The organism is Pseudarthrobacter sp. IC2-21 (assembly GCF_034048115.1).
In the GTDB taxonomy this organism is placed as follows: domain Bacteria; phylum Actinomycetota; class Actinomycetes; order Actinomycetales; family Micrococcaceae; genus Arthrobacter; species Arthrobacter naphthalenicus.
Map to the genome: position 1 here is coordinate 2,768,075 of NZ_CP139145.1, position 20,389 is coordinate 2,788,463.

Consider the following 20,389-nt stretch of genomic DNA (forward strand, 5'->3'; position numbering starts at 1 on the left):
CGGCGGGGATGGCTTCAGGACGGTGTGACCCGTCCAGCGATCCTGGCGCAACACTGCCCCTGGACACTGTTCGGCGTGACGCAGTCCTCAGGCTCGCCGCACGCCGCGGCGGCGCCTCGTAGGAAGGAACCGTTCATTGCGCAGACCACGCCCGGATGCCCGTCTGAAAGCCGGTGAAACGGGCAGTTGGCCAGCACCAGGCCCCCTTCCCCGTCGGGCCGCGGGTCATAGCCCTCCCCGGCCATGAACTCCGTCAGGCTCCTCGCCCCGGCCGCCAGCTCCCGGCCCTTGCGGTACGACGTCATACGCAGTGAGTCGCCCACCGCCTCGCCCGTTGACGTGGAGTGCTCAATGGCTACGGCGAGGAGTTCCCCGGCCAAATCGTAGTTCCGGTCGGGTACCGAGGCATTTACTTCGTTCGCTGCCGGCCGGTACATCTTGGCGGGACGCCCGGAGCCCGGGCCGGTCCTGCCGGCGGATTTGTGGAACTCCACGGCCAGCAGGCCATCCTGGACCAGCTTGTCGAGATGGAAGGACGCTGTGCTTCGCGGCAAGCCCAGGGCGTCCGCGGCGTCGTCGCGCCCAACAGCCGCGTCCGAGGAGGCCACCAGTTGGAAGAGCTGGCGGCGTTTTTCGTCGCCGAGCGAGGCGATCGCCGTCACCCGGCGGGTCCATGGAGGTCTGCGCACTGGGGAACCCTTCTTTCTAAAAACAATGTCCATTGCTTAATCTGCTGGCGCTTTCTAAAATTATGATACCTACTTTTAGAAGGAGAGCACCATGAAAACCACTACAGACACCAGCACCACCGGGCGCCTTTCCACCATGGCGCCGGAGCGTCAGGCATTCGTCCTCCTCCGGACTGTGTTCACCGTCGCTCCCATCGTGTTCGGGCTGGACAAGTTCACGAACATCCTCACCGACTGGACCACCTATCTGGCACCCGTTGCCACCTCAGTTGTCCCCGTCACCCCGCAGACCTTCATGTACATGGTCGGGGTGGTGGAGATCATTGCCGGCATCATGGTTGCCGTCCGCCCCCGCTTCGGTTCGCTGCTGGTGGCCGTCTGGTTGCTGGGAATCATCGTCAACCTCCTCGTCCTGGGTGAGTACTACGATGTAGCCCTGCGGGACTTCGGCCTGTTGGTCGGCGCACTTGCCCTGAACCGGCTCGCACCCGTCGGGTCCTGGCACCGCCGGCGTTAGTTTCGCAGCACCGCTAGTTCAGCGGCGGAAGCACCACGAGGCGCGCTGCCACCTCGGCCCGGGCACCCGCCAGGGTGGCAGCATCGGGGCACGAAACCGAGACATACACTGACGACGCGGCCGCGCCGAAAACCCTCGCCATGACAGCCCTTGATTTGGCGCCGGACTGACCAGGCTCCTCCAAAACCAGCACCTCCACCACAGGACCGGGCTTGCCCGGCTCCCCGCCCCACCGCAGTGTTGCCGTCTTCAGGTACGTGGGCAGGATAGTGGGATCAAGATAGGTGAACAGGGCCGCCGTGGACTCGCGGTCATCTGCGCGAACCAGCGGAGACTGGTTGGCCCGCACCTTGGCCGCCACCAGGCAGCCGTCGGCCTTCGCGTACCGGCTCTCACCGGCAACATTTTCCTTCACCGCGGTCCAGCCCGGCGCATTTTTCAGGTCGTCGGAGATGCCCGCCGGAACGCCCGCGGCTAGCGTGCCACCGGCGGAAAAGGGCATGTCCCTGGCGGCCACGGCTGCGGCGTCATGGCCCGGCGTGATGGTGGGGGTTGCAAGCCCGGTGGCTGTCGGCGGGACCGACGGGGTTGCCGGATCCGGGACGCCGACGCTGCAGCCTGCGAGCGCCAGCAGGCCCAGCAGCGCCCCCACCGCGGGTCCAACTGCAGCCTGTGCCTTCACGTCCGCCCCCATGTGCTCCCCGGACAGCCCGCCTGCCGTCACCATCCAGAAGTCTAGACGGCGGGCGGTTCCCGTGTGCGGGCCGGGGCAGGGAACCAGAACCACCCACAAAGACGTTGTGTGGACAGCGGCTAAACTGGGCCAGCCGGGGCGCCTGCCGCGGACCCGCCGGACGAACCCCAGCCGGGACGAAACCCAGCCGGGACGGAACCGAAGCCGGACGAACAGAAGGATGAGGGCTTGACCGAGAGCAGCAGCTCCCACTACGAGGTGCTCCGCGTCGCGGTGACAGCCACCGACAAGGAAATCAAGGTGGCCTACCGCCGTGCCGCCCGGATGGCCCATCCGGACCACGGCGGGGACGCTGCCACGTTCCGCCAAGTGACTGCAGCCTACGAAACCCTGATGGATCCCACACGGCGGAAGGCCTACGACCGCTCCTATGCCGCCGGCACCGCGGCCGCAGGGGCGCCCGAAGCGCACTTCGATGCACCCGCCGCGGGCAGCCACGCCTCGGCCACCGTGCACCGACCCAACACGCCCCGCAACACCGCCGGCGATCCGGCCGTGTACCTGCCGCCATACGATTCCGCCGCGTTCCAAGCAGCCGGGACAGTTCCCCTCATCCCCTTCAGCCAGGCCAGCCAGCAGGTGCACGGGATGCCACGGAAACGCGGCATCTTTGGTGCGGAAGCCAGAATCCAGCGTGAAATGAGGACGGTCCAGCTCATCACCCGCCAGGTGCTGCCGGCGATTCCTGCAGCCCGGCTCGTGAACGGACTTCAGTCCCCCGCGGACAACAGCCATATTGACCACGCACTGCTGTCCGGTTACCGGCTGGCGCTGATCGGCTCCATGCTTTTGCCCAAGGGCGCATACGCGTGGGACGGGCAGGCCCTCAGGCACGGCGGCCGTGCCATTGCCCCGCCGCAGCTGGCCCACGTGGTCCGGGCCATGCAGGATATTTTTCCCGAGCTCAATGTCACCGGGTGGACCGTGATCCACAGCCCCGACGGCAATCTCCACGAGCCCGTCATCGACCGCCACCGGCGCAGCGCCGGCGCCGGCGAAACGGTCCAGGTAGTCAACGCTGCAGGACTGGTCCGGGGCCTCAAACATTTCCTTTCCGCCGGACCGGCGCCAAACACGGTCAACGTCCCCATCCTGGCCAGGCTGCTGCGCGGCATGCACACTGGCTAGGATTGGACCGTGTTCCGAATCCTCTTCCACTCCCCCGAAATTCCAGGCAATACCGGCAATGCCATCAGGCTGGCTGCGATCACCGGAGCCGAACTCCACCTGGTGGAACCCCTTGGCTTCGATTTCTCTGACGCGAAGCTCAGGCGCGCCGGCCTCGATTACCACGACCTCGCCGTCGTGACGGTCCACAAGAGCATCGAGGATGCCTGGCGGGAACTGCAGCCCGAACGCGTCTACGCCTTCACCTCCGACGGCACAGCCAGCTACGCGGACATTACCTACCTGCCCGGCGACGTGCTGATGTTCGGCCAGGAATCCGTGGGCCTGCCCGAACACATCAAACGCGACCCGCACGTCACTGCCACCGTCCGGCTTCCCATGCTGCCCTCGCTCCGTTCGCTGAACCTCGCCAATGCCGCCTCCATCGCCGTGTACGAAGCCTGGCGCCAACAAGGGTTTGCCGGCGCCCAAATCTGACAGGCGCGTTGGAATCAATCCAGACCCATCCATGACACGGCCTGCACCGAATCCCTCCTGACAGCAATTCCGGGATGATGAAGGAGCCGCGGTGACACTGTTACAGGCCCGGCCGGAACCTCAGACACCCGCGCCGTCCATTACCGGGCGCAGCCCCGGCGCCGCTACCGCGCATCCACCGCCAGGAGACCTATGCTTGGTAGTGATGGAAACTCCCAACGCGCCAAACTTCGAGTCCCCCGCGGCAGTGACAGACTCTCCGGCGGACCTAAGCCAGCGCCTGGGCGGCCTGCTCGCCCGGGTGGCCGGCGGGGACCAGGCAGCCTTTGCCGAGTTTTATCAGCTGACCTCGCGCCGGGTTTTTGGAATGGCCCGCCGGGTCCTCATCGATCCTGAGCTCAGCGAGGACACCACCCAGGAGGTCTTCCTCCAGGTGTGGCAAAATGCCGGAAAATTCAACCCGGAGGCGGGCAGCCCGTTGTCCTGGCTGATGACCATTTCCCATCGCCGGGCAGTGGACAAGGTGCGTTCCTCTCAGTCCGCCACCGACCGCGAAGCAAAATACGGCGCCAGCAGCCAGGAGGTTGACCACGACTCCGTATCGGCCGAAGTGGACAGCAAACTGGAGGCAGAGGCCGTAGTCCGGTGTCTGGAGACCCTGACCGACACCCAACAGGAATCGGTGCGGCTCGCCTACTATGGCGGCCTCACCTACCGGGAAGTCGCGGAGAGGCTCAATGCCGCAGTTCCCACCATCAAGTCCCGCATCCGCGACGGACTGATCCGCTTGAAGACATGTCTGGGGGTGAGTTGAGATGACAGATACGAACAGTCAGGGCGGCGCCCGCCGTCCCGGGTCCTTCGGCCTGGAAATTGCGGCCGACCTCGATTCCGGCCGGGCCGTGGATCTGGCCGAGCTCTACGCTCTGGACGCTGTCACCGATGACGAACGCTCAGCCATCGACCGCTACATCGCTGCCGCCCCTGCGGACGAGCGCAATTCCTTCCTGGAGCGTGTCCGCCAGGCACGGGAAACGCTAGCCGTGTCCTTTACCGCGGAGGCAGAACCTCCGGCGGACCTGTTCGACCGGATCGTGGCCCAACTGCCCTCACTCGCCCAACTGCCTGTTGACAGGCCTGCCGCGCCCGTCGGTGCAGCACTGCCGCCAGCCGGAAACCCGCACGAGGAAGCCGTGGATGAGCTTTCCGCGGCCCGGTTGAAGCGGGAATCACGACGCCGGCCCGGCAACCCCCGCCGCTGGCTCGCCGCTGCGGCAGCCGCCGCCGTCATCGCCCTCGGTGGCGTCGCGGTGGGAAGCTATGTCGCAGATCAGAACGATCCCCTGAACCAGGTGGCCCGGGCCCAGGACGTCCGCGAGGCGTCCGTCCCCGTCGCTGCAGGCGGCACGGCAACGGTCCTGATCTCACCGTCCAAGGACGCCCTGATCGTGAAGATGAAGGATGTCCCGGCACCCCCGGCGGGCAAGGTTTACCAGATGTGGCTGATCCCCAAGGACGGCTCCGCACCGGTGTCACAGGGTCTGATGGATAAAGAAGCGCTGTCCAGGCCGGCCGTGGTCAAGGGCATAGCGTCCGCGGCCTCCCTCGGCATCACTGTGGAGCCGGCAGGTGGCTCGGCAACCCCCACGTCGCCCACCGTGGCGGCCGCGCCCCTCGGGGCCTGAGAAGCACCATCCCACACGGGAGTTTTCTGTCCGGATAATGCGGCCTCAACAGGGCCGACTGCGCATTATCCGGACAGAATCCCTCTAGAACCCGGCGATGGTCCCCGGACCGTTGACCGCCACCACGTGGAACGCCTCGGCGCTGCGGCCCTCACCAAGCCCGGCGCGCCGGGCGTTTGTCAGCAGGCCCTGCCGGACCACTGCTTCCATGGCGGCAACGTCGGGATGCTGGCTGACATGTACATGGATGGCCTCAAGCTTGGTTGCCACGTGCTCCGTAACGTCCACAAAGTGGTTCTCGCGCTCGTCCGGACCGGCGTAGAGCCACAGCCAAGGCAGCTTGTAGGCGGCCAGGCCGGCCTCGGCGAGTTCCGGGTAGGCGAACGGGTTTTCCACTGCCGGGTAGACGGCCCGGGTCACGGCCTCCCCCACTGCCAAGTGGTCCGGGTGGCTCTTCTGGAGGCGTTTCCAGTTCCGTTCCGGATGCATGGCAAGCACGACGTCGGGGCGGACTTCGCGGATCAGCTGCACCACGCCCTTGATCACCTGGTGCGTCGGTTCCAGGTAGCCGTCGCGCTCGTGCAGGTAGAAAATTTCGGTGACGCCCACCAGTTCGGCGGCCCGGCGCTGCTCGTCGGCCCTCAGGGCGATGATTTCCGCCCGGTGGGCCGGATCAAAGCCGCCGGCATCGCCGTCGGTCATAATGCAGTAGCTCACCTGGACGCCGGCAGCCGTCCACGCCGCGATGGTGCCGGCAGCAGCGAAGTCGATATCGTCCGGGTGGGCGGCGAAACAGAGCACCCGCTCAACCCGGTGTGCGGCCGGGTTGAACGGGCTCTGTGCCATAGCGGGTTCGGCCACTGTCAGCCTTTACGCTTCTTGATTTCTGCCGTGGCCTGGGGCAGGACATCGAAGAGATCCCCGACGATGCCGAAGTCGGCGATCTCGAAAACCGGTGAGTCGGCGTCCTTGTTGATGGCCACGATGACCTTGGCCGTTTGCATGCCGGCCTTCTGCTGGATGGCGCCGGAGATGCCTGCCGAGATGTACAGCTGGGGGGACACGGTCTTCCCGGTCTGGCCCACCTGCGCGTCGTGGCTGATCCAGCCGGCGTCAGTGGCCGCACGGGAGGCACCCACGGCAGCGCCGAGGGCGTCGGCGAGTTCCTCCACGGGGCCGAAGTCGCCGTCCAGCCCGCGGCCGCCCGCCACCACAATCCGCGCGTCGGTGAGGTCCGGACGCCCGCTGGCCACCTTTTGCTCGCGGGAGGTGATGCGGGCAGCCGCTGCAGTGCCGTCGTCGGCCACCTCCACGGCGGAAGTCTCCGGTACAGTGGCGGCGGGCGCCGGCTCGGGGGTAATGCTGTTGGCTTTCAGTGTCAGCACGGAGACCGGCGTGGTGGCTTTGGCAGCGGTGGTGTAGGAGCCGGCAAGGACTGACTTGTGAGCCGTGCCATCGGCGTCGACCGCCACGACGTCGGTGATCACGCCGGCGCTGAGCTTGATGCCCAGCCGGGCCGCGATTTCCTTGCCTTCGGGCGAATTATCGAGAAGCACCGTGGTGGCGCCCGCTGCCGTTGCGGCGGCGGCGAGGTAGGCGGCCTTCGGTGCGACGAGGTAGTCGTCCAAATTGGCGGCAACGGGCTGGAAGATCGCCGTGACGCCATACTCCGCGAACGCCGCCGCGACTGCCGGGTGTACGTCCCCGTTGAGGGCGACGGCGGTTTCACCCAGGGCGCGGCCCGCGGTCAGCAGTTCCAGGCTGCTCTTTTTCAGGGCTTCTCCGGGCTGGTCAATGAATACAAGTACGTTAGCCATGTCTGTGATCCCTCTTAGAGCAGCTTCTGGGCGGCCAGGAAGTCGACGAGCTTGATGCCGGCGTCGCCTTCGTCGGTGATGATGGTGCCTGCGGTGCGTGGCGGCCGTTCCGCGGCGGCGGTCACGGTGGTCCAGGATCCGGCGTGGCCCACCTGTGCCGGGTCGACGCCGATCTCCGCCAGCGAGAGCGTGGTGATGCTCTTGCGTTTGGCGGCGATGATGCCCTTGAAGTTGGGGTAGCGCGGTTCGTTGATCTGGTCCGTCACCGAGACGACGGCGGGCAGCGCGGCTTCCACGGTCTCGGAGTAGGTGTCGGCGTCGCGGCGGGCCGTGAGCCGGCCGCCGTCCACCGTCAGCGATGACGCAAAAGTCACCTGCGGCAGGCCGAGTCGTTCGGCAAGCTGTGCCGGCACCAGGGATGTCTCGCCGTCGGTGGAGGCCATGCCGGTCAGGACGAGGTCCACCGCCCCGAGGTGCCGGACGGCTGCCGCGAGCGCCAGCGAGGTGGCGGCGGCGTCCGAACCCGCCAGGGCGCTGTCCGTCAGGTGCACGCCTTCGGTGGCACCCATCTGGAGCGACTTCTTGACGGCGTTGACCGCACCGGCCGGGCCCATGCTCAGCGCGATGACCTGGTTCCCCGCCTTGGCGCCGCCGCGCGCTTCGGCCAACTGCAGGGCAGCCTCCAGCGCGTACTCATCCAGCTCCGAAAGGATGCTTTCGTCGCGGTCCGTGGTGTAGCCCTCTCCGTTGAGGTGACGGTCGAACTGGGCGTCCGGTACATGCTTGACCAGGACGACGATCTTCAATGTATCTTCCACTGTGTTTACAGCAGCCTTCCATGCTTGTGGACAGCCAGCCGGGTGGGGTCATGGCCTCGGAACGCCCGGGGTACGGGTAGATCCTAGCTAACCATATAGTCGCCCCGCGTTGCCGTCCCGTTAACCCCTGTGTCAGGGCCGGGCGGCCTGGGGTGGAAGCAGACGACGGCGGCGGTCACCGAGGTGACCGCCGCCGTCGTCTGCTCCTGTTTCAGTTCCTGTTGCTTGGGTTCCTACTGGTCCGCTGCCGTTCCCAGGGTGACGTCCAGAGTCTGCTCCTGGCCGTTGCGCTGGACGGTGATTTTGGCTGTGGATCCGCCGGCCTGCTCGCGGACGGCTGCCGTCAGCTGGTTGGGTTCACTGACGGTCAGGTCGTTGAACTTGGTGATCACATCACCCACCTTGATGCCTGCCTTCGCGGCTGCCGAATTGGGTTCGACGGTGGCTACGTCCGCTCCGACCGAGAAGCTGGACGAACTTCCCGAGGACTTGTCCCGAACGCTCACACCCAACTGGCCGTGGGATGCCTTGCCGGTATCGATGAGCTCCTGCGCCACCCGCTTGGCGTGGTTGATGGGGATGCTGAAGCCGACGCCAATGTTTCCGCTGGAGGACGACGAAGAAGAGTCGGAACCGGCGGACGCGATGGCAACGTTGACGCCGATGATCTCGCCCTTGGAGTTGACCAGGGCGCCGCCGGAGTTGCCGGGGTTGATTGCGGCGTCAGTCTGGATCACGTTGATGGCGATGGATCCCTGGTTGGCCGTGCTCTGGCCCTGCCCGCCCCCCGGGGGCGCGAACTGGAAGCCCTGGTCCCCGCCCTGGGAACTGTCCCCGTTCTTGGGTGCCGCGGAGGAGGCCACGCTAATGGTCCGGTTCAAGGTTGAGACGATACCGTCCGTCACAGTGCCGGTGAGACCCAGCGGGGAGCCGATTGCAATTGCCGTGTCACCGACATTGAGCTTGCCGGAATCCCCGAGGGTTGCCGGAGTGAGCCCGGAGGTATCGTCCACCTTGATCACGGCAAGGTCAGACAGCGGATCTGTCCCCACCAGCGTGGCTTTGAGGACCTTTCCTGCGCTGGTGCGGACCTCCAGGGCCGCGTTGGCTGTCTGGCCGTCCAGGGTAACGACGTGGGTATTGGTGAGGATGTGCCCCTTGTCGTCCAGGACGATGCCCGACCCCGTCCCGCCGGCATTGCCGGCCGAAGCGCTGATGGTCACCACACTGGGGGTAGCCTTCAGGGCCGCAGCCGTAATGGCATTGACATCGTCCTTGTTGTTGACGATCACCGTGCCGGGCTGGCTGCTGGTGCTGCCGACCGCTGAAGATGAATTGTTGACGAGTGCACCCGAACCGACGGTGGCCACGCCGCCACCCACGAGGCCGGCGGCGAGGATGCTGGCCACCAGGGTCCCGACACCGAAGGAGGCCTTCCTGCGGGGGGCGTCAGCGGGGTTGGGTGCCGAGTTGTATTGCCCGGGGTTGTACTGGCCGGTGTAACCGCCCGGCAGTGCTGAATGGGCGCCCTGCGGCTGCTGGTGCGGGTCGTGCTGGTTGTGCGCCTGCTGGCCGTATGGCTGCCCGCTGTGGGTTTGCTGGTCGCTTGCCTGCTGGCCGTAGAACGGCTCACGGGGAGGGTAGACCGGACGTGGCGCGCCGGGCAGTTGCTGGGTCGGGTTCCCGGGCGCCCCGGAGCGGTCCAGTTGCTCAGTCGGATGGGAGTGACCGCCAGTGCTGCTGCCGGCTTCCGCAGGGGCCTGGGCCGGGTTCCGGCTCCCGTCCGGCTGCCGGTTATCAGGCGCTGCACCCGGGTTTGGGTTCTCAGTCATTGGACTTCCTTTCATCCTCGTCTGCATTAACTATGTACCGTTTGACTGGAACTGGGGCGAACGTTGGCTGGGAGGTTCCTGAGTGCGTTAATTATCCGCTGATCCTCGAACTTCGGGGGGTTTCGCTGGTGGCATATTCGCCTCGATGGACGCACCCATAGGTGCACCATAGAATCAAAAGGAATTGCCACAGCGACCTGCGGCTTTACACCACGCGTGGGGGCGCTGCTGAATTCTGAGACGCTGATTCGTCCTGAATCGGTGTCAGGCGTGCTGAAGGGTTGCACATGCGGTCAAAGTTCAAACGTATCCTCGCCGTGATCGGCCTGACAGGGCTGCTCGCGGTTCCCGCCGGCGCGGCTTGGGCCGAACCGCCGGTAACCATCCCGTCCGGCACGAACATTGTGGATAACGCCAATGTTCTGGGCAGCCGCAAGGGCGAAGTGCAGACCGCCATCCAGACGCTGCTAAAGGACCACAAGTACAACCTCTATGTCGTGACGGTGAACTCCTTCGACAACCCGTCCAAGCCTGAGGACTGGGGCAAGGCTGTTGCTACCCAAAAATCAATGGGCAAGGCCGATGTCCTGCTGGCCATTTCCACGGCGGGCCAGTTCTACTTTGCGACTGACGCTTCGAGCGCCATCAGGTCGAAACAGTCCAACATCAGCCAGAATGCCGTCACCGCCAACCTGGCTGGTGGCAAGAAGGATTACGCCCAGGCCGCTATCGACACTGCAGCTGCCATTGGCGATGCAGCCGGAGGAGGCAGCGGCAACGTCCCATCCACCGGCGGCGCCGGCGCGAGTGTCCTGGTCGGAACGGGCGTGGTTGTTGCCGGCGGAGCCGGCGCATACCTTTACTTCCGCAACAAGCGGAAGAAGGCAGCCCAGGCATCCAGCGCCAGCTACGGACCGCAGGGCGCCGAACTCGATCCCCTGGCTTCGCTGAGCATCGAGGAACTCCGCCGCAAGAGCGGCTCCCTGATCATCGAGGCCGATGACGCCATCAAGTCCAGCGAGCAGGAGCTTGGCTTCGCCCAGGCACAGTACGGTGATGCCGCGGTAGGCAACTTCACAAAAGCCCTTGCGGAAGCCAAGGCGCATATGACCGAGTCGTTCAAGCTCCAGCAGCAGCTCGACGACCACATCCCGGACACCGAGGAACAGCAGCGCAGCTGGTACGGCGAGATCATCCGCCGTTCAGAGGCAGCGCTCGGCTCGCTCCAGGAGCAAAAGGCCGATTTCGACTCGCTGCGTGAGCTGGAGAAGAACGCTCCCCAGGCACTGGCTGCGGTGACTACGGGCGCCCATGACGCCGACGCCAAAATTGCCACAGCGGAACAGTCATTGACAGCTTTGCGTGCCAAGTATGCGGACAGCGCGCTGGTACAGGTCGCGGACAACATCACGCAGGCCAAGGAACGCCTCGCCTTCGTGCAGAATGCCACCGGCACCGCCCAGGAGAAGCTCGCAGCCGGTGAAGGCAGCCTGGCTGCTGTGGCCGTCCGCGCCGCAGAGGAAAGCCTGCACCAGACCAACGTCCTGCTCGATGCCATCGCCAAGGTCTCAGCCAGTCTGGACGAGGCCCGGAACGGGCTCGAGGCAGCCGTCGTCGAGACCTCCCAGGACCTTGCCCAGGCGAAGGCCATGATCCAGTCCGGCGAACACCCTGAACTGGCCGGCCCGGTGGCAGGCGTTGAAGCCGCGCTGGCTCAGGTGAAGGCCGAAATCCAGGGCGGGAAAATCGATCCCATCGCCACCCTGCAGCGCGTGGAGACGGCGCATCAGGCACTGGACCAGTCCCTCACCGGCATCCGGAACCAGCAGGATCAGGCCCGCCGCGCCCAGGCTTCGCTCCAGCAGACCATCATGTCGGCACAGGCACAAATCAGCGCGACGTCCGATTACATCACCGCCCGGCGCGGTGGTGTGGGCACCGAAGCCCGGACCCGGCTTGCTGAATCGCAGCGCAACCTTGACTACGCACTCTCCATCTCCCGCAACGACCCCGTCACCGCGCTCACGTATGCCCAGCAGGCTCATGCCCTCGCCGCCCAGGCCGCCCAACTGGCCCAGGCCGACGTCGACAACTTCGGCGGCTACGCCAACCAGGGCTTTGGCGGTGGCGGCATGTTCGGCGGTCGCGGCGGAGGCGGCGGCGGCCTCGGCGGCGCCATCCTGGGCGGCATCCTCATCAACTCCATCCTCAACGGCGGTGGGGGCGGCGGCTGGGGCGGCGGTCACAGCGACGGCGGTGGCTGGGGAGACGGCGGCGGTTTCGGCGGCGGCGGCGACTTCGGCGGAGGAGATTTCGGCGGAGGCGACTCCGGAAGTTTCTAGTCCGCAAGGACAGCCGTTGCCGGCGGTCCATCCCGGTGACAAACATAAACGGTACAACTGTTCACTGATTCCAGTGGCCACCATTGAGCAGGACGAAAGGTAACACCATGGTTAAGCAGTCCATTTTCGGCCGCATCGCGCAGCTTGCAAAGGCAAACATCAACTCTTTGCTGGACAACGCTGAGGATCCGCAGAAGATGCTGGACCAGATGGTCCGGGACTACACGAACAACATCGCCGAGGCCGAATCCGCCGTGGCCCAGACCATCGGGAACCTCCGGATGCTCGAGGACGACTACCGCGAGGACGTCAAGAACGCGCAGGACTGGGGCAACAAGGCCCTCGCAGCCTCGCGGAAGGCGGACGAATACCGGGCCGGCGGCGACACTGTTGATGCCGAGAAGTTCGATAACCTCGCCAAGGTGGCCCTGCAGCGCCAAATGTCCGCCGAGAACGAAGCCAAGGGAGCAGAGCCCAGCATCGCTTCGCAGCGCGAAGTGGTGGACAAGCTCAAGAGCGGCCTCGATCAGATGAAGGGCAAGCTCAACGAACTGACCAGCAAGCGGAATGAGCTGGTGGCCCGCTCCAAGACGGCCGCGGCGCAGTCCCAGGTGCATGATGCGATCAAGAGCATCGACTTCATGGACCCCACCAGCGAAGTTGGCCGTTTCGAAGAGAAGATCCGCCGCGAAGAGGCGAAGGTCCGCGGCCAGCAGGAGCTTGCCGCATCGAGCCTGGACGCCCAGTTCAACCAGCTCGAGGACCTCGGCGAGCAGACCGAGATCGAGGCTCGTCTAGCCGCCCTGAAGTCCGGCGGTGCCAAGCCGGCCCTGGGCGCCTCGGGGTCGTCGGTTCCGGCAGGGTCCACCGTGGACGAAGCTGATTTCGATAAGCTGTAGCCAGTAGCGGGCCGCCCGGCAGGGCGGTCCAGCGGGGAGGCCGGAGTTCGCGATGAACTCCGGCCTCTGCTTTACCACCACACCACGGCTCTCCCGCCGTGGCCGCCGGAAGTGTGTAGCGTGGAGGCCATGGCCTCCCGCGACGCATCCACCATCGTTTGGCTCCGTGATGATCTCCGGCTGGACGACAATCCTGCCCTGTCACACGCCGTCGACATCGGCCTGCCGCTGACCGTGGTCTACATCCTCGACGAGGAATCGCCAGGAGTCCGGCCGCTTGGAGGTGCGGTCAAGTGGTGGCTGCACCATTCCCTCGCATCCCTTGCGGCGGCCCTGAAAGATGCCGGCTCCACACTGGTCCTCCGCCGGGGACCGGCGGGTCCGGTGATTCGCGGGCTGGAAGAGGAAACCGGCGCGCAGCACCTGCTGTGGAATCGACGCTACGGCGGCCCTGAACGGGCAGTGGACGCCGAAATCAAAACCTGGGCGGCGGAGAATGGCATCGATGCCGCCAGCTTCCAGGCCAGCCTGCTTTACGAACCGTGGACCATCACCACGGGCAGCGGGGGCCCGTACAAAGTCTTCACACCGTTCTGGCGGGCCTGCATGGCGTCAGGAGAACCCCGTAAGCCGATGGACGCCCCCACGCACCTCCCCTCCCCCGGCGCGGGGAGAGTGGCCAGTGACGTCCTGTCAGAGTGGTCCTTGCTGCCCGTCTCACCGGACTGGAGCGGCGGGCTGGCCAGGACCTGGCAGCCCGGGGAGGCCGGCGCCCACAGCCGACTGGACGATTTCCTGGACGGCCCGGTGAACGAGTACGGCGACGGCCGGGACGTGCCCGGCATGGAGGGCACCAGCCGGCTGTCCCCGCATCTGCGTTTCGGCGAAATCAGTCCGTTCCGGGTCTGGCACGAGATCCGCCTCCGCTTTCCACGCGAGGCGACGCCCGACGTCGGCATCTTCCGGTCCGAGCTCGGCTGGCGGGAGTTCTGCTGGCAGCTGCTCTATGTCAATCCGCAGCTTGCGACCCGCAACTACCGGCCGGAGTTTGACCGCTTCGAGTGGCAGGAACCCGCCGCCGCGGAACTGGAAGCCTGGCAGCAGGGCCGGACCGGTTATCCGCTGGTGGACGCCGGGATGCGGCAGCTGTGGCAGACCGGATGGATGCATAACCGGGTACGGATGGCCGCGGCGTCGTTTCTGGTCAAGAACCTCCTTGCCGATTGGAGGTTGGGGGAAGCATGGTTCTGGGACACCCTGGTGGACGCGGACGCGGCCAGCAACCCGGCGAACTGGCAGTGGGTGGCAGGCTCCGGTGCCGACGCTTCACCCTATTTCCGGATCTTCAATCCGGTGACGCAGAGCAAAAAATTCGACGCTGAGGGCAGGTACCTTCGCGAGTTCATCCCCGAGCTGGCACCGCTGGACCGCAAGGCCATCCACGAGCCATGGAAATCACTGGGCCTTGAAGGCTACCCCGCACCGGTGGTGGGCCTCCCTGAGTCCCGTGAGCGTGCGCTGGCCACCTACCAGAGGCTTAAGGACACCCAGGGCTGAGGCCCGTCCGGGCCCGGCGGACGTCAGCGGCTCACTTTGCCCATCAGCGAGGCAATGGGCCGCAGGAAGAGCGGACGCGCCAGGAACCAGGCGGCGACCATCACGGCGACCGAAGCCAGGAACACCCAGAAACCGAACCAGCCGGCGTCGTCGCTGCCGCCGTACATGTGATTGAGGTTCCGCAGTGCTCCGGTGGCCAGCACCAGGAAGACGTGCACCACGATAAAAGCCACGAAGTAGATCATCACGGGGAAGTGAATGGCCCGTGCCACCTCGACGGGGTAGGCCTTGTTGAGGCCCGCAGCCTTCTTGGGCCACGCGGAGGATGTCCGGATACCGGAAATGAAGGCCAGTGGCGCGGCAATGAAGACGGTAACGAAGTACGTCAGCAGCTGCAGCGCGTTGTAGTTGACCCAGCCGTTCTCGGTGGGCCAGTTCAGCGAGGCGTACTGCAGCGCAGCCGAAAGTGCGTTGGGGATGACGTCCCAGCTGGTGGGCACAATCCGCACCCACTGGCCTGTGGCGAACAGGAGGACAGCGAACACCACGCCGTTGAGGATCCACAGGGCATCCAGTGTCAGGTGCAGCCACAGTTCCAGGGTGATCTTCGTGGGCGCGTTCTTGGTCTTGATCAAGCCCTTGTTGTTTCGTGTCCAGTGCCCGCTGGGACGTGTTGTGGTCCGCACCTGCCAGCCGGTCCTGATGATCAGCAGCAGGAAAAAGCCGTTGAGGAAGTGCTGCCAGCCCAGCCAGGCCGGAAAGCCCACGGGTGCACCGTCAGGGAGTTCCGAGTGGCCCGGGTAGTCCGCGAGGAACGAAGCCACCGCAGGCAGCCCGGTCATCCACTTGGCCAGCAGCACCACCAGGACCAGCGCCACGAGAACGGCCGGAATGCCCCAGTAGAGCCTGGACGGCTTGCCCGTCGCAGAGGCGGGCTTCTTCGTGGGTGTCGACATCGAAAAACATTCCTCTCGAGAATGACTGACCAGTGCTCAAACGGCTCTGCGAACGAGAATACTAGGAACCACCAGCATTCAGGCAAAAAAAGACCCCGGCCGGCGTAACTCCCGGTCGGGGTCTTTCACATGGTTGCGGGGACAGGATTTGAACCTGTGACCTCTGGGTTATGAGCCCAGCGAGCTACCGAACTGCTCCACCCCGCGTCGCTTGATCAACACTACCGTACTTTGGAGCGGACAATTACCACTCCGCCTGCGGGGTCCGCCCGCGACTGGTTAAACAAAAGTCCGGACCCTGTTTCCAGGATCCGGACTTTTTCACCAGTTGCGGGGACAGGATTTGAACCTGTGACCTCTGGGTTATGAGCCCAGCGAGCTACCGAACTGCTCCACCCCGCGTCGCAAGATCAACTCTACCGCCCGGTGAACGGGAGGCCAAATCCTGGTGGCGTGATGTGCGTCTCGCTGGGCTGCCGTCAGCTAATGGCTGCCCTCACGTACTGGGCTGCCGTCACTTACTTGCCGAAGGGGACGGCGTGGCTGACGGAGTGGCTTCGGGCGCCGGGGTAGCCCCGGGTGCAGCAGCCGGAATCTTCCCCTCGGCGTCGAGAGCCTTCTGCAGGGCCGCTGCCAGCTTCTTCTGTTCCTCACCGTAGGCGGCGAAGTCGCCGGCGGCCAGGGCCGTCTGGCCTGCCTTGATGGCGGCGTTCGCCGCCTCCAGTGCAGCCTTCAGGTCAGCCTGGGCCCCCGCACTGACGGGCGGCGTCTCGCCCGGCGCGGGAGGAGTCTGTCCGGTGTTGGCAGAGTCACCGGCAGCTGCACCGGAGTCACCGCCGAAGAGTTGCTTCAGCGCGCCGTCGAGCGTTGGCGCGAAGCCCACCTTGTCACCGAAGGCGACCAGCACGCGCTGCAGCGTCGGGTACGAGGTCTCGCCGGTGGACTTGAGGTAAACAGGCTGGACGTACAGGATGCCGCCGCCTACGGGCAGCGTCAGCAGGTTGCCGTTGAGCACCTCCGAAGCACCCTGCCGCAGAAGGTTCAGGGCCTGGGACACGGTGGGGTCCGAGTTGAACTTGTTCTGCGCCTGGCCCGGTCCGGGAACCTGGATCTCCGGTGGAATCTGGAGGAGCCTGAGCTTGCCGTAGGTGTCGGCCTTCACGCCCTTCTGGTTACCGGCGTCCGAGTCAGCGGCCAGGAATCCGTAGAGGACGTTTCGGGCGGTGCCGTTCACGATCTGCGGAATGTAGGAGGACGTCAGCTGGAAGGCCGGCTCCTTCTGGTCCGGCATCTGCAGCGACATGTAGAACGGCGGCTGCTTGACGTCGGTGGACACCGTGGGATCGTTGGGAACGCTCCAGACATCCTTCGCCTGGTAGAAGCTTCCCGGCTCCGTGACGTGGTAGCGGCCCAGGAGTTCACGCTGAACCTTGAACAGGTCCTCAGGGTAACGGACATGGCTCATGACGTCACCGGACATCTCCGAGAAGGGCTTCAGGGAGTTCGGGTAAACCTTCTGCCAGGCCTTCAGGATGGGGTCCTGGTCATCCCAGGCGTACAAAGTCACCGAACCGTCGTATGCATCGACGGTGGCTTTGACGGAGTTCCTGATGTAGTTCACGGAGCTGTTGGGCAGTGCTACTGATCGCCCGGCAGAGGTCTGCGAGTCTGCAGTGGCCGCCGAGAGCTGTTCCTGCTGTGAGTACGGGTAGTACTGGCTGGTGGTATAGCCGTCCACAATCCATTTGACGCGGCCGTCCACCACGGCAGGGTAGGCGTTGCCGTCAACGGTCAGGTAGGGCGCTACCTTTTCGACGCGCTCCCGGGGGTTGCGGTCGTACAGGATCTGCGACTCGGCGTTGACTCCGTCGGACAGCAGCAGGTCCGAGGACTGGAACTTGATGGAGTAGAGGATTTTGTTGAAGAAGCTGCCCACGTTCGGGCCGCCGTTGCCTTCGAAGGTGTACTGGTTGTCCGCTTCACCCTCTTTACCGGAGGGCCTGTCCTGTTCACGGGGGGTCGCGCCCGCGGGGGCACCAACAATGGAGTACTCCGGAGAATTCTCGCCGAAGTAGATCCGCGGCTGGTATGTCGAGTCGTTACCAAGGACGCCGGTGGAGGGAATGCCGGACTGCAGGAACTCCGGCTTTCCGTCAACGGTGAACTTGTTGCCCTTGGCCGCGACCACACCGTAGCCATGGGTATAGACAACGTGCTGGTTCAGCCAGCCCTGCTGGTTGGTGGCGACGTTGACGGGGTTCAGCTCACGAACCGCAATGACGGTGTCCTGGATCTTGCCGTCGATTTCGTACCGGTCAACGTTCAAGGACGCGGGGAACTGGTAGTACGGCCGGTACTGTTCCAGCTGGGCGAACGCGTCGGAGATGAGGTTGGGATCCAGGAGCCTGATGTTGGCTGTGGTCTGCGCGTCCGGGGCGAGCGCTCCGGTATTGGCCGTGTTTGTCGCGTTGTAGCGGTCCACCTGAATCTGGTCCAGGCCGTAGGCGGCCCGGGTCATCTTGATGTTCCGTTCAATGTAATCCTTCTCGAGCGTCTGCTCGGAAGGCCGCACCTGGAATTGCTGGATGACCCAGGGGTACACGCCACCGGCAAGGATCGAGGTAATGACCAGCATGGCGGTACCGATGACCGGCAGACGCCAGCGGCCGATGACGGCGGCGATGATGAAGAGGATGGCCACCAGTACTGCGGCGACGGCGAGGATTGCCTTGGTGGGAATCACGGCGTTGACGTCGGTGTACAGGGCGCCGGCCCAGCGGCCGCCGTTGCTTTGAAGTGCGGAATAGCGGTCCAGCCAGAAATTGACGCCAAGCAGGACCAGGAAGCTGGCGCCCGTGACGGCGAGGTGGATTTGCGCGGCCCTGCTGGTGAACACGCCGCGTTCCATCAGGCGGATGCTGCCGTAGAGGTAGTGGGTAAGAATGCCGGCGATGCCAGCCACCACCACCACGCTGATCAGGAATCCTGTGACGAATCCGAGGAACGGCAAGGTCATCACGTAGAAGCTGATGTCCAGCCTGAAGAGGGGGTCTTCCTGGCCGAAGGGTTGCTGGTTGAAGAAGAGCAGGACTTTCTGCCACTGGCTGGCGGCGGCGCTGCCTGCAAAGAGGCCGAACAGAATGGGCAGGCCCACCATGACAACGCGGCGGACAGGTTCAAGCTGTGCCTGGTAGCGGTTGAGGTTGTCCCGCATTTCGGAGTCCGGTGCGTAGACGGGCCTCGCGCGGTAGGCGATGCGGATGGCGAAAAAAACCGCCGCGAACATCAGCGCGAAGCCGGCAAGGAAGATCAGGATCCTGGCGAGGTTCTCGGTCAGGAACACTTCGAAGTAACCGAGCTGCTGGTACCACAGGACGTCAGTCCACACGTTGGCGAAGAAGATGAAGCCCACAACTACCAGGGCAACGACTATCAGGGTGGGTGTCAGAGCCCCGCGTCGTGATGGGGGTCTTCCGGGCGGGATGGGGCTGGTGGGACGGGACAAACTCGGTACCTCATAGCTGATCGTCAGATTTACATTAAGAGCGTGCGTGCGGTTGACGTCCGGCACCGGTCAAGCGTGTGGCAACGTCCGTCATATCTGCCACGAGTGGCGGTAAAGCTTAGTTCCTGGCCTCAGTCTAGTTGCTGGCGCAGGAGGGCAAACCGGCCGTGTCCTGGGATGATGCCGCGCGTTCGACGGCGGATCGCGCCTGGTCAAGGTTCTCCACCTTGACCACCTGCAGGCCCTCCGGCACATTGCCCGCCACTTCGTCGCAGTTATCGGCCGGGGCGAGGAACAGTGTGGCCCCGCCGGCGCGCGCGCCGAGCATCTTCTGTCGTATCCCGCCGATGGGGCCCACAGTGCCGTCGGGACTGATGGTGCCCGTACCGGCGATGTGCTTGCCCCCGGTCAGGTCGCCGGGCGTGACGGTGTCCACGATGCCCAGCGCGAACATCAACCCGGCACTCGGGCCGCCCACCTTGTCCAGGGAGATCTTGACGTCGAACGGGAACGTAAACACGTACTTCAGCATGATGCCGAGGATGTAACGGCCGGACCCGTTGTCCTTGGGTGTAATGGTCTGGGCCAAGGACTCCCCCGCCCGCTGCACCACGAGGGTCACGGGCGCTCCCTTGCCGGCGGCCAGTTCCTCCTGCACCACAGTGAGCGAGGTGATGGGCTTCCCGTTGATGGTCTCGAAAATGTCACCGTCCTGGACCTTGCCGGCCGACGGCGACCCGTTGGAGAGGCCCGCGGCCTGGAGCTGTTGGCCAAAAGGAATGTTGAGCTCCCGCAGAGCCGAGGCAACAGCGTTCTCCTGGGAGGTGGTCATGGCCACGGAACTCTGCTCTTCCGCCTGCTCCTTGGTGGTGCCCGTGGGATAGATCAGCTCCTGCGGGTACACGGACTTTGACCTGTCCAGCCATGCGCCGAAGACTCCCACAATGCTGACCGGGCCGGTGGGGCCGCCCTCGACGTAAACCGTGGTCAGGTCCAGGTTGCCTTTCGCGGGGTAGGTCTCGTGGCCCGTGACACTTATGACAGGGGTATCGCCGGACCTGTCGAGCGTATTGAACGTGGGGCCGGCCCGTTCCACTACATACGGCACCGGAATGGTGGCCGCCGCTATTCCCAGACCCACAGCCAGGACTCCCGAGAGCAGCATGACGGAGACCCGACCGTCCCCCGTCCGTTGATTCGGTGGGCCGTAGTTCCCGGCAGCGGCGACGCCGGCGGCAGGGCCCTCAGGCGGCCCGGCATGCACGGTTGCAGCGTCGTCGACCTCGGAAGAGTGGTCCTTGTGCGGGTGTTCGCCACGGGTTGCAGTCACTGAACCAACACTACGCGGTGGGGCCTTCAGCAGGCTCTTTGCCTAGAGCGAACGGCCGTCCTCCCGGGCAGACAGCCGTCCCG

Annotated in this window: 17 protein-coding genes and 2 tRNA genes; 8 read left to right on the top strand and 11 right to left on the bottom strand. The window is 65.1% G+C overall.

Going from position 1 to position 20,389, the window contains the following annotated elements:
- Positions 1–14 precede the first annotated feature (14 nt).
- Positions 15–689 carry a helix-turn-helix transcriptional regulator gene (locus SBP01_RS12725; protein ID WP_320536010.1) on the bottom strand — a complete coding sequence of 225 codons (675 nt, stop codon included), beginning with the start codon at positions 687–689 and terminating at the stop codon, positions 15–17.
- Positions 690–780: 91 nt separating this feature from the next.
- Here SBP01_RS12725 and SBP01_RS12730 point away from each other — a divergent pair, with 91 nt between their 5' ends.
- Positions 781–1,206 (top strand): DoxX family membrane protein, encoded by a 426-nt coding sequence (locus SBP01_RS12730; RefSeq protein ID WP_275212431.1) that lies wholly within the window; start codon positions 781–783, stop codon positions 1,204–1,206.
- Between the two features lie 13 nt (positions 1,207–1,219).
- On the opposite strand, the gene SBP01_RS12735 is transcribed toward SBP01_RS12730, so the two are convergent.
- Positions 1,220–1,933, bottom strand: coding sequence for a hypothetical protein (locus tag SBP01_RS12735; protein WP_320536011.1), 714 nt, complete (start codon positions 1,931–1,933; stop codon positions 1,220–1,222).
- 195 nt (positions 1,934–2,128) lie between these two features.
- On the opposite strand from SBP01_RS12735, the gene SBP01_RS12740 reads away from it, so the two are divergent.
- The 4 genes from SBP01_RS12740 to SBP01_RS12755 all read left to right on the top strand — a co-directional run bounded on the left by SBP01_RS12740 (position 2,129) and on the right by SBP01_RS12755 (position 5,250).
- Complete coding sequence (locus tag SBP01_RS12740) at positions 2,129–3,088, top strand: J domain-containing protein (protein ID WP_275212429.1); 960 nt, start codon at positions 2,129–2,131, stop codon at positions 3,086–3,088.
- Between the two features lie 9 nt (positions 3,089–3,097).
- Complete coding sequence (locus SBP01_RS12745) at positions 3,098–3,565, top strand: tRNA (cytidine(34)-2'-O)-methyltransferase (RefSeq protein WP_275212428.1); 468 nt, start codon at positions 3,098–3,100, stop codon at positions 3,563–3,565.
- Between the two features lie 205 nt (positions 3,566–3,770).
- Positions 3,771–4,379 (top strand): sigma-70 family RNA polymerase sigma factor, encoded by a 609-nt coding sequence (locus SBP01_RS12750; RefSeq protein WP_275212427.1) that lies wholly within the window; start codon positions 3,771–3,773, stop codon positions 4,377–4,379.
- 1 nt (position 4,380) lies between these two features.
- Positions 4,381–5,250, top strand: a complete 870-nt coding sequence (locus tag SBP01_RS12755; protein ID WP_320536012.1) for an anti-sigma factor — start codon at positions 4,381–4,383, stop codon at positions 5,248–5,250.
- Between the two features lie 84 nt (positions 5,251–5,334).
- Here SBP01_RS12755 and SBP01_RS12760 read toward each other — a convergent pair whose 3' ends face one another.
- From SBP01_RS12760 to SBP01_RS12775, 4 genes are all read right to left on the bottom strand, one after another.
- Positions 5,335–6,096 (bottom strand): PIG-L deacetylase family protein, encoded by a 762-nt coding sequence (locus SBP01_RS12760; protein ID WP_275212491.1) that lies wholly within the window; start codon positions 6,094–6,096, stop codon positions 5,335–5,337.
- A 17-nt stretch (positions 6,097–6,113) separates the two neighbouring features.
- On the bottom strand, positions 6,114–7,067 hold the full coding sequence (locus SBP01_RS12765) for an electron transfer flavoprotein subunit alpha/FixB family protein (RefSeq protein WP_320536013.1): 954 nt from the start codon (positions 7,065–7,067) through the stop codon (positions 6,114–6,116).
- 14 nt (positions 7,068–7,081) lie between these two features.
- Positions 7,082–7,873, bottom strand: coding sequence for an electron transfer flavoprotein subunit beta/FixA family protein (locus SBP01_RS12770; protein WP_320538343.1), 792 nt, complete (start codon positions 7,871–7,873; stop codon positions 7,082–7,084).
- Between the two features lie 245 nt (positions 7,874–8,118).
- Complete coding sequence (locus tag SBP01_RS12775) at positions 8,119–9,717, bottom strand: S1C family serine protease (RefSeq protein ID WP_275212424.1); 1,599 nt, start codon at positions 9,715–9,717, stop codon at positions 8,119–8,121.
- A 287-nt stretch (positions 9,718–10,004) separates the two neighbouring features.
- On the opposite strand from SBP01_RS12775, the gene SBP01_RS12780 reads away from it, so the two are divergent.
- The 3 genes from SBP01_RS12780 (at position 10,005) to SBP01_RS12790 (ending at position 14,515) form a co-directional block, all read left to right on the top strand.
- Positions 10,005–12,059, top strand: coding sequence for a TPM domain-containing protein (locus tag SBP01_RS12780; protein WP_320536014.1), 2,055 nt, complete (start codon positions 10,005–10,007; stop codon positions 12,057–12,059).
- 107 nt (positions 12,060–12,166) lie between these two features.
- Positions 12,167–12,958 carry a PspA/IM30 family protein gene (locus tag SBP01_RS12785; protein WP_320536015.1) on the top strand — a complete coding sequence of 264 codons (792 nt, stop codon included), beginning with the start codon at positions 12,167–12,169 and terminating at the stop codon, positions 12,956–12,958.
- Positions 12,959–13,087: 129 nt separating this feature from the next.
- Positions 13,088–14,515: a deoxyribodipyrimidine photo-lyase gene (locus tag SBP01_RS12790; protein WP_320536016.1), complete on the top strand. Its 1,428-nt coding sequence runs from the start codon at positions 13,088–13,090 to the stop codon at positions 14,513–14,515.
- Positions 14,516–14,538: 23 nt separating this feature from the next.
- Here SBP01_RS12790 and SBP01_RS12795 read toward each other — a convergent pair whose 3' ends face one another.
- The 5 genes from SBP01_RS12795 to SBP01_RS12815 all read right to left on the bottom strand — a co-directional run bounded on the left by SBP01_RS12795 (position 14,539) and on the right by SBP01_RS12815 (position 20,306).
- Positions 14,539–15,471, bottom strand: coding sequence for a cytochrome b/b6 domain-containing protein (locus tag SBP01_RS12795; protein ID WP_320536017.1), 933 nt, complete (start codon positions 15,469–15,471; stop codon positions 14,539–14,541).
- A 130-nt stretch (positions 15,472–15,601) separates the two neighbouring features.
- A tRNA-Met gene (locus SBP01_RS12800) sits at positions 15,602–15,678 on the bottom strand.
- Between the two features lie 121 nt (positions 15,679–15,799).
- Positions 15,800–15,873 (bottom strand) — tRNA-Met (locus SBP01_RS12805).
- 112 nt (positions 15,874–15,985) lie between these two features.
- Positions 15,986–18,976, bottom strand: a complete 2,991-nt coding sequence (locus SBP01_RS12810; protein WP_320536018.1) for a UPF0182 family protein — start codon at positions 18,974–18,976, stop codon at positions 15,986–15,988.
- Positions 18,977–19,112: 136 nt separating this feature from the next.
- Entirely contained in the window at positions 19,113–20,306 is a 1,194-nt protein-coding gene (locus SBP01_RS12815; RefSeq protein ID WP_414004224.1) for a PDZ domain-containing protein, read from the bottom strand.
- Between the last annotated feature and the right edge of the window lie 83 nt (positions 20,307–20,389).

What these genes read in the sequence shown, in the direction of transcription:
- SBP01_RS12785 (WP_320536015.1), top strand. Translation starts at nt 12,167, where the DNA reads ATGGTTAAGCAGTCCATTTTCGGCCGCATCGCGCAGCTTGCAAAGGCA.
- SBP01_RS12795 (WP_320536017.1), bottom strand. Translation starts at nt 15,471, where the DNA reads ATGTCGACACCCACGAAGAAGCCCGCCTCTGCGACGGGCAAGCCGTCC.
- SBP01_RS12780 (WP_320536014.1), top strand. Translation starts at nt 10,005, where the DNA reads ATGCGGTCAAAGTTCAAACGTATCCTCGCCGTGATCGGCCTGACAGGG.
- SBP01_RS12790 (WP_320536016.1), top strand. Translation starts at nt 13,088, where the DNA reads ATGGCCTCCCGCGACGCATCCACCATCGTTTGGCTCCGTGATGATCTC.
- SBP01_RS12730 (WP_275212431.1), top strand. Translation starts at nt 781, where the DNA reads ATGAAAACCACTACAGACACCAGCACCACCGGGCGCCTTTCCACCATG.
- SBP01_RS12775 (WP_275212424.1), bottom strand. Translation starts at nt 9,717, where the DNA reads ATGACTGAGAACCCAAACCCGGGTGCAGCGCCTGATAACCGGCAGCCG.
- SBP01_RS12765 (WP_320536013.1), bottom strand. Translation starts at nt 7,067, where the DNA reads ATGGCTAACGTACTTGTATTCATTGACCAGCCCGGAGAAGCCCTGAAA.
- SBP01_RS12750 (WP_275212427.1), top strand. Translation starts at nt 3,771, where the DNA reads ATGGAAACTCCCAACGCGCCAAACTTCGAGTCCCCCGCGGCAGTGACA.
- SBP01_RS12735 (WP_320536011.1), bottom strand. Translation starts at nt 1,933, where the DNA reads ATGGTGACGGCAGGCGGGCTGTCCGGGGAGCACATGGGGGCGGACGTG.
- SBP01_RS12755 (WP_320536012.1), top strand. Translation starts at nt 4,381, where the DNA reads ATGACAGATACGAACAGTCAGGGCGGCGCCCGCCGTCCCGGGTCCTTC.
- SBP01_RS12760 (WP_275212491.1), bottom strand. Translation starts at nt 6,096, where the DNA reads ATGGCACAGAGCCCGTTCAACCCGGCCGCACACCGGGTTGAGCGGGTG.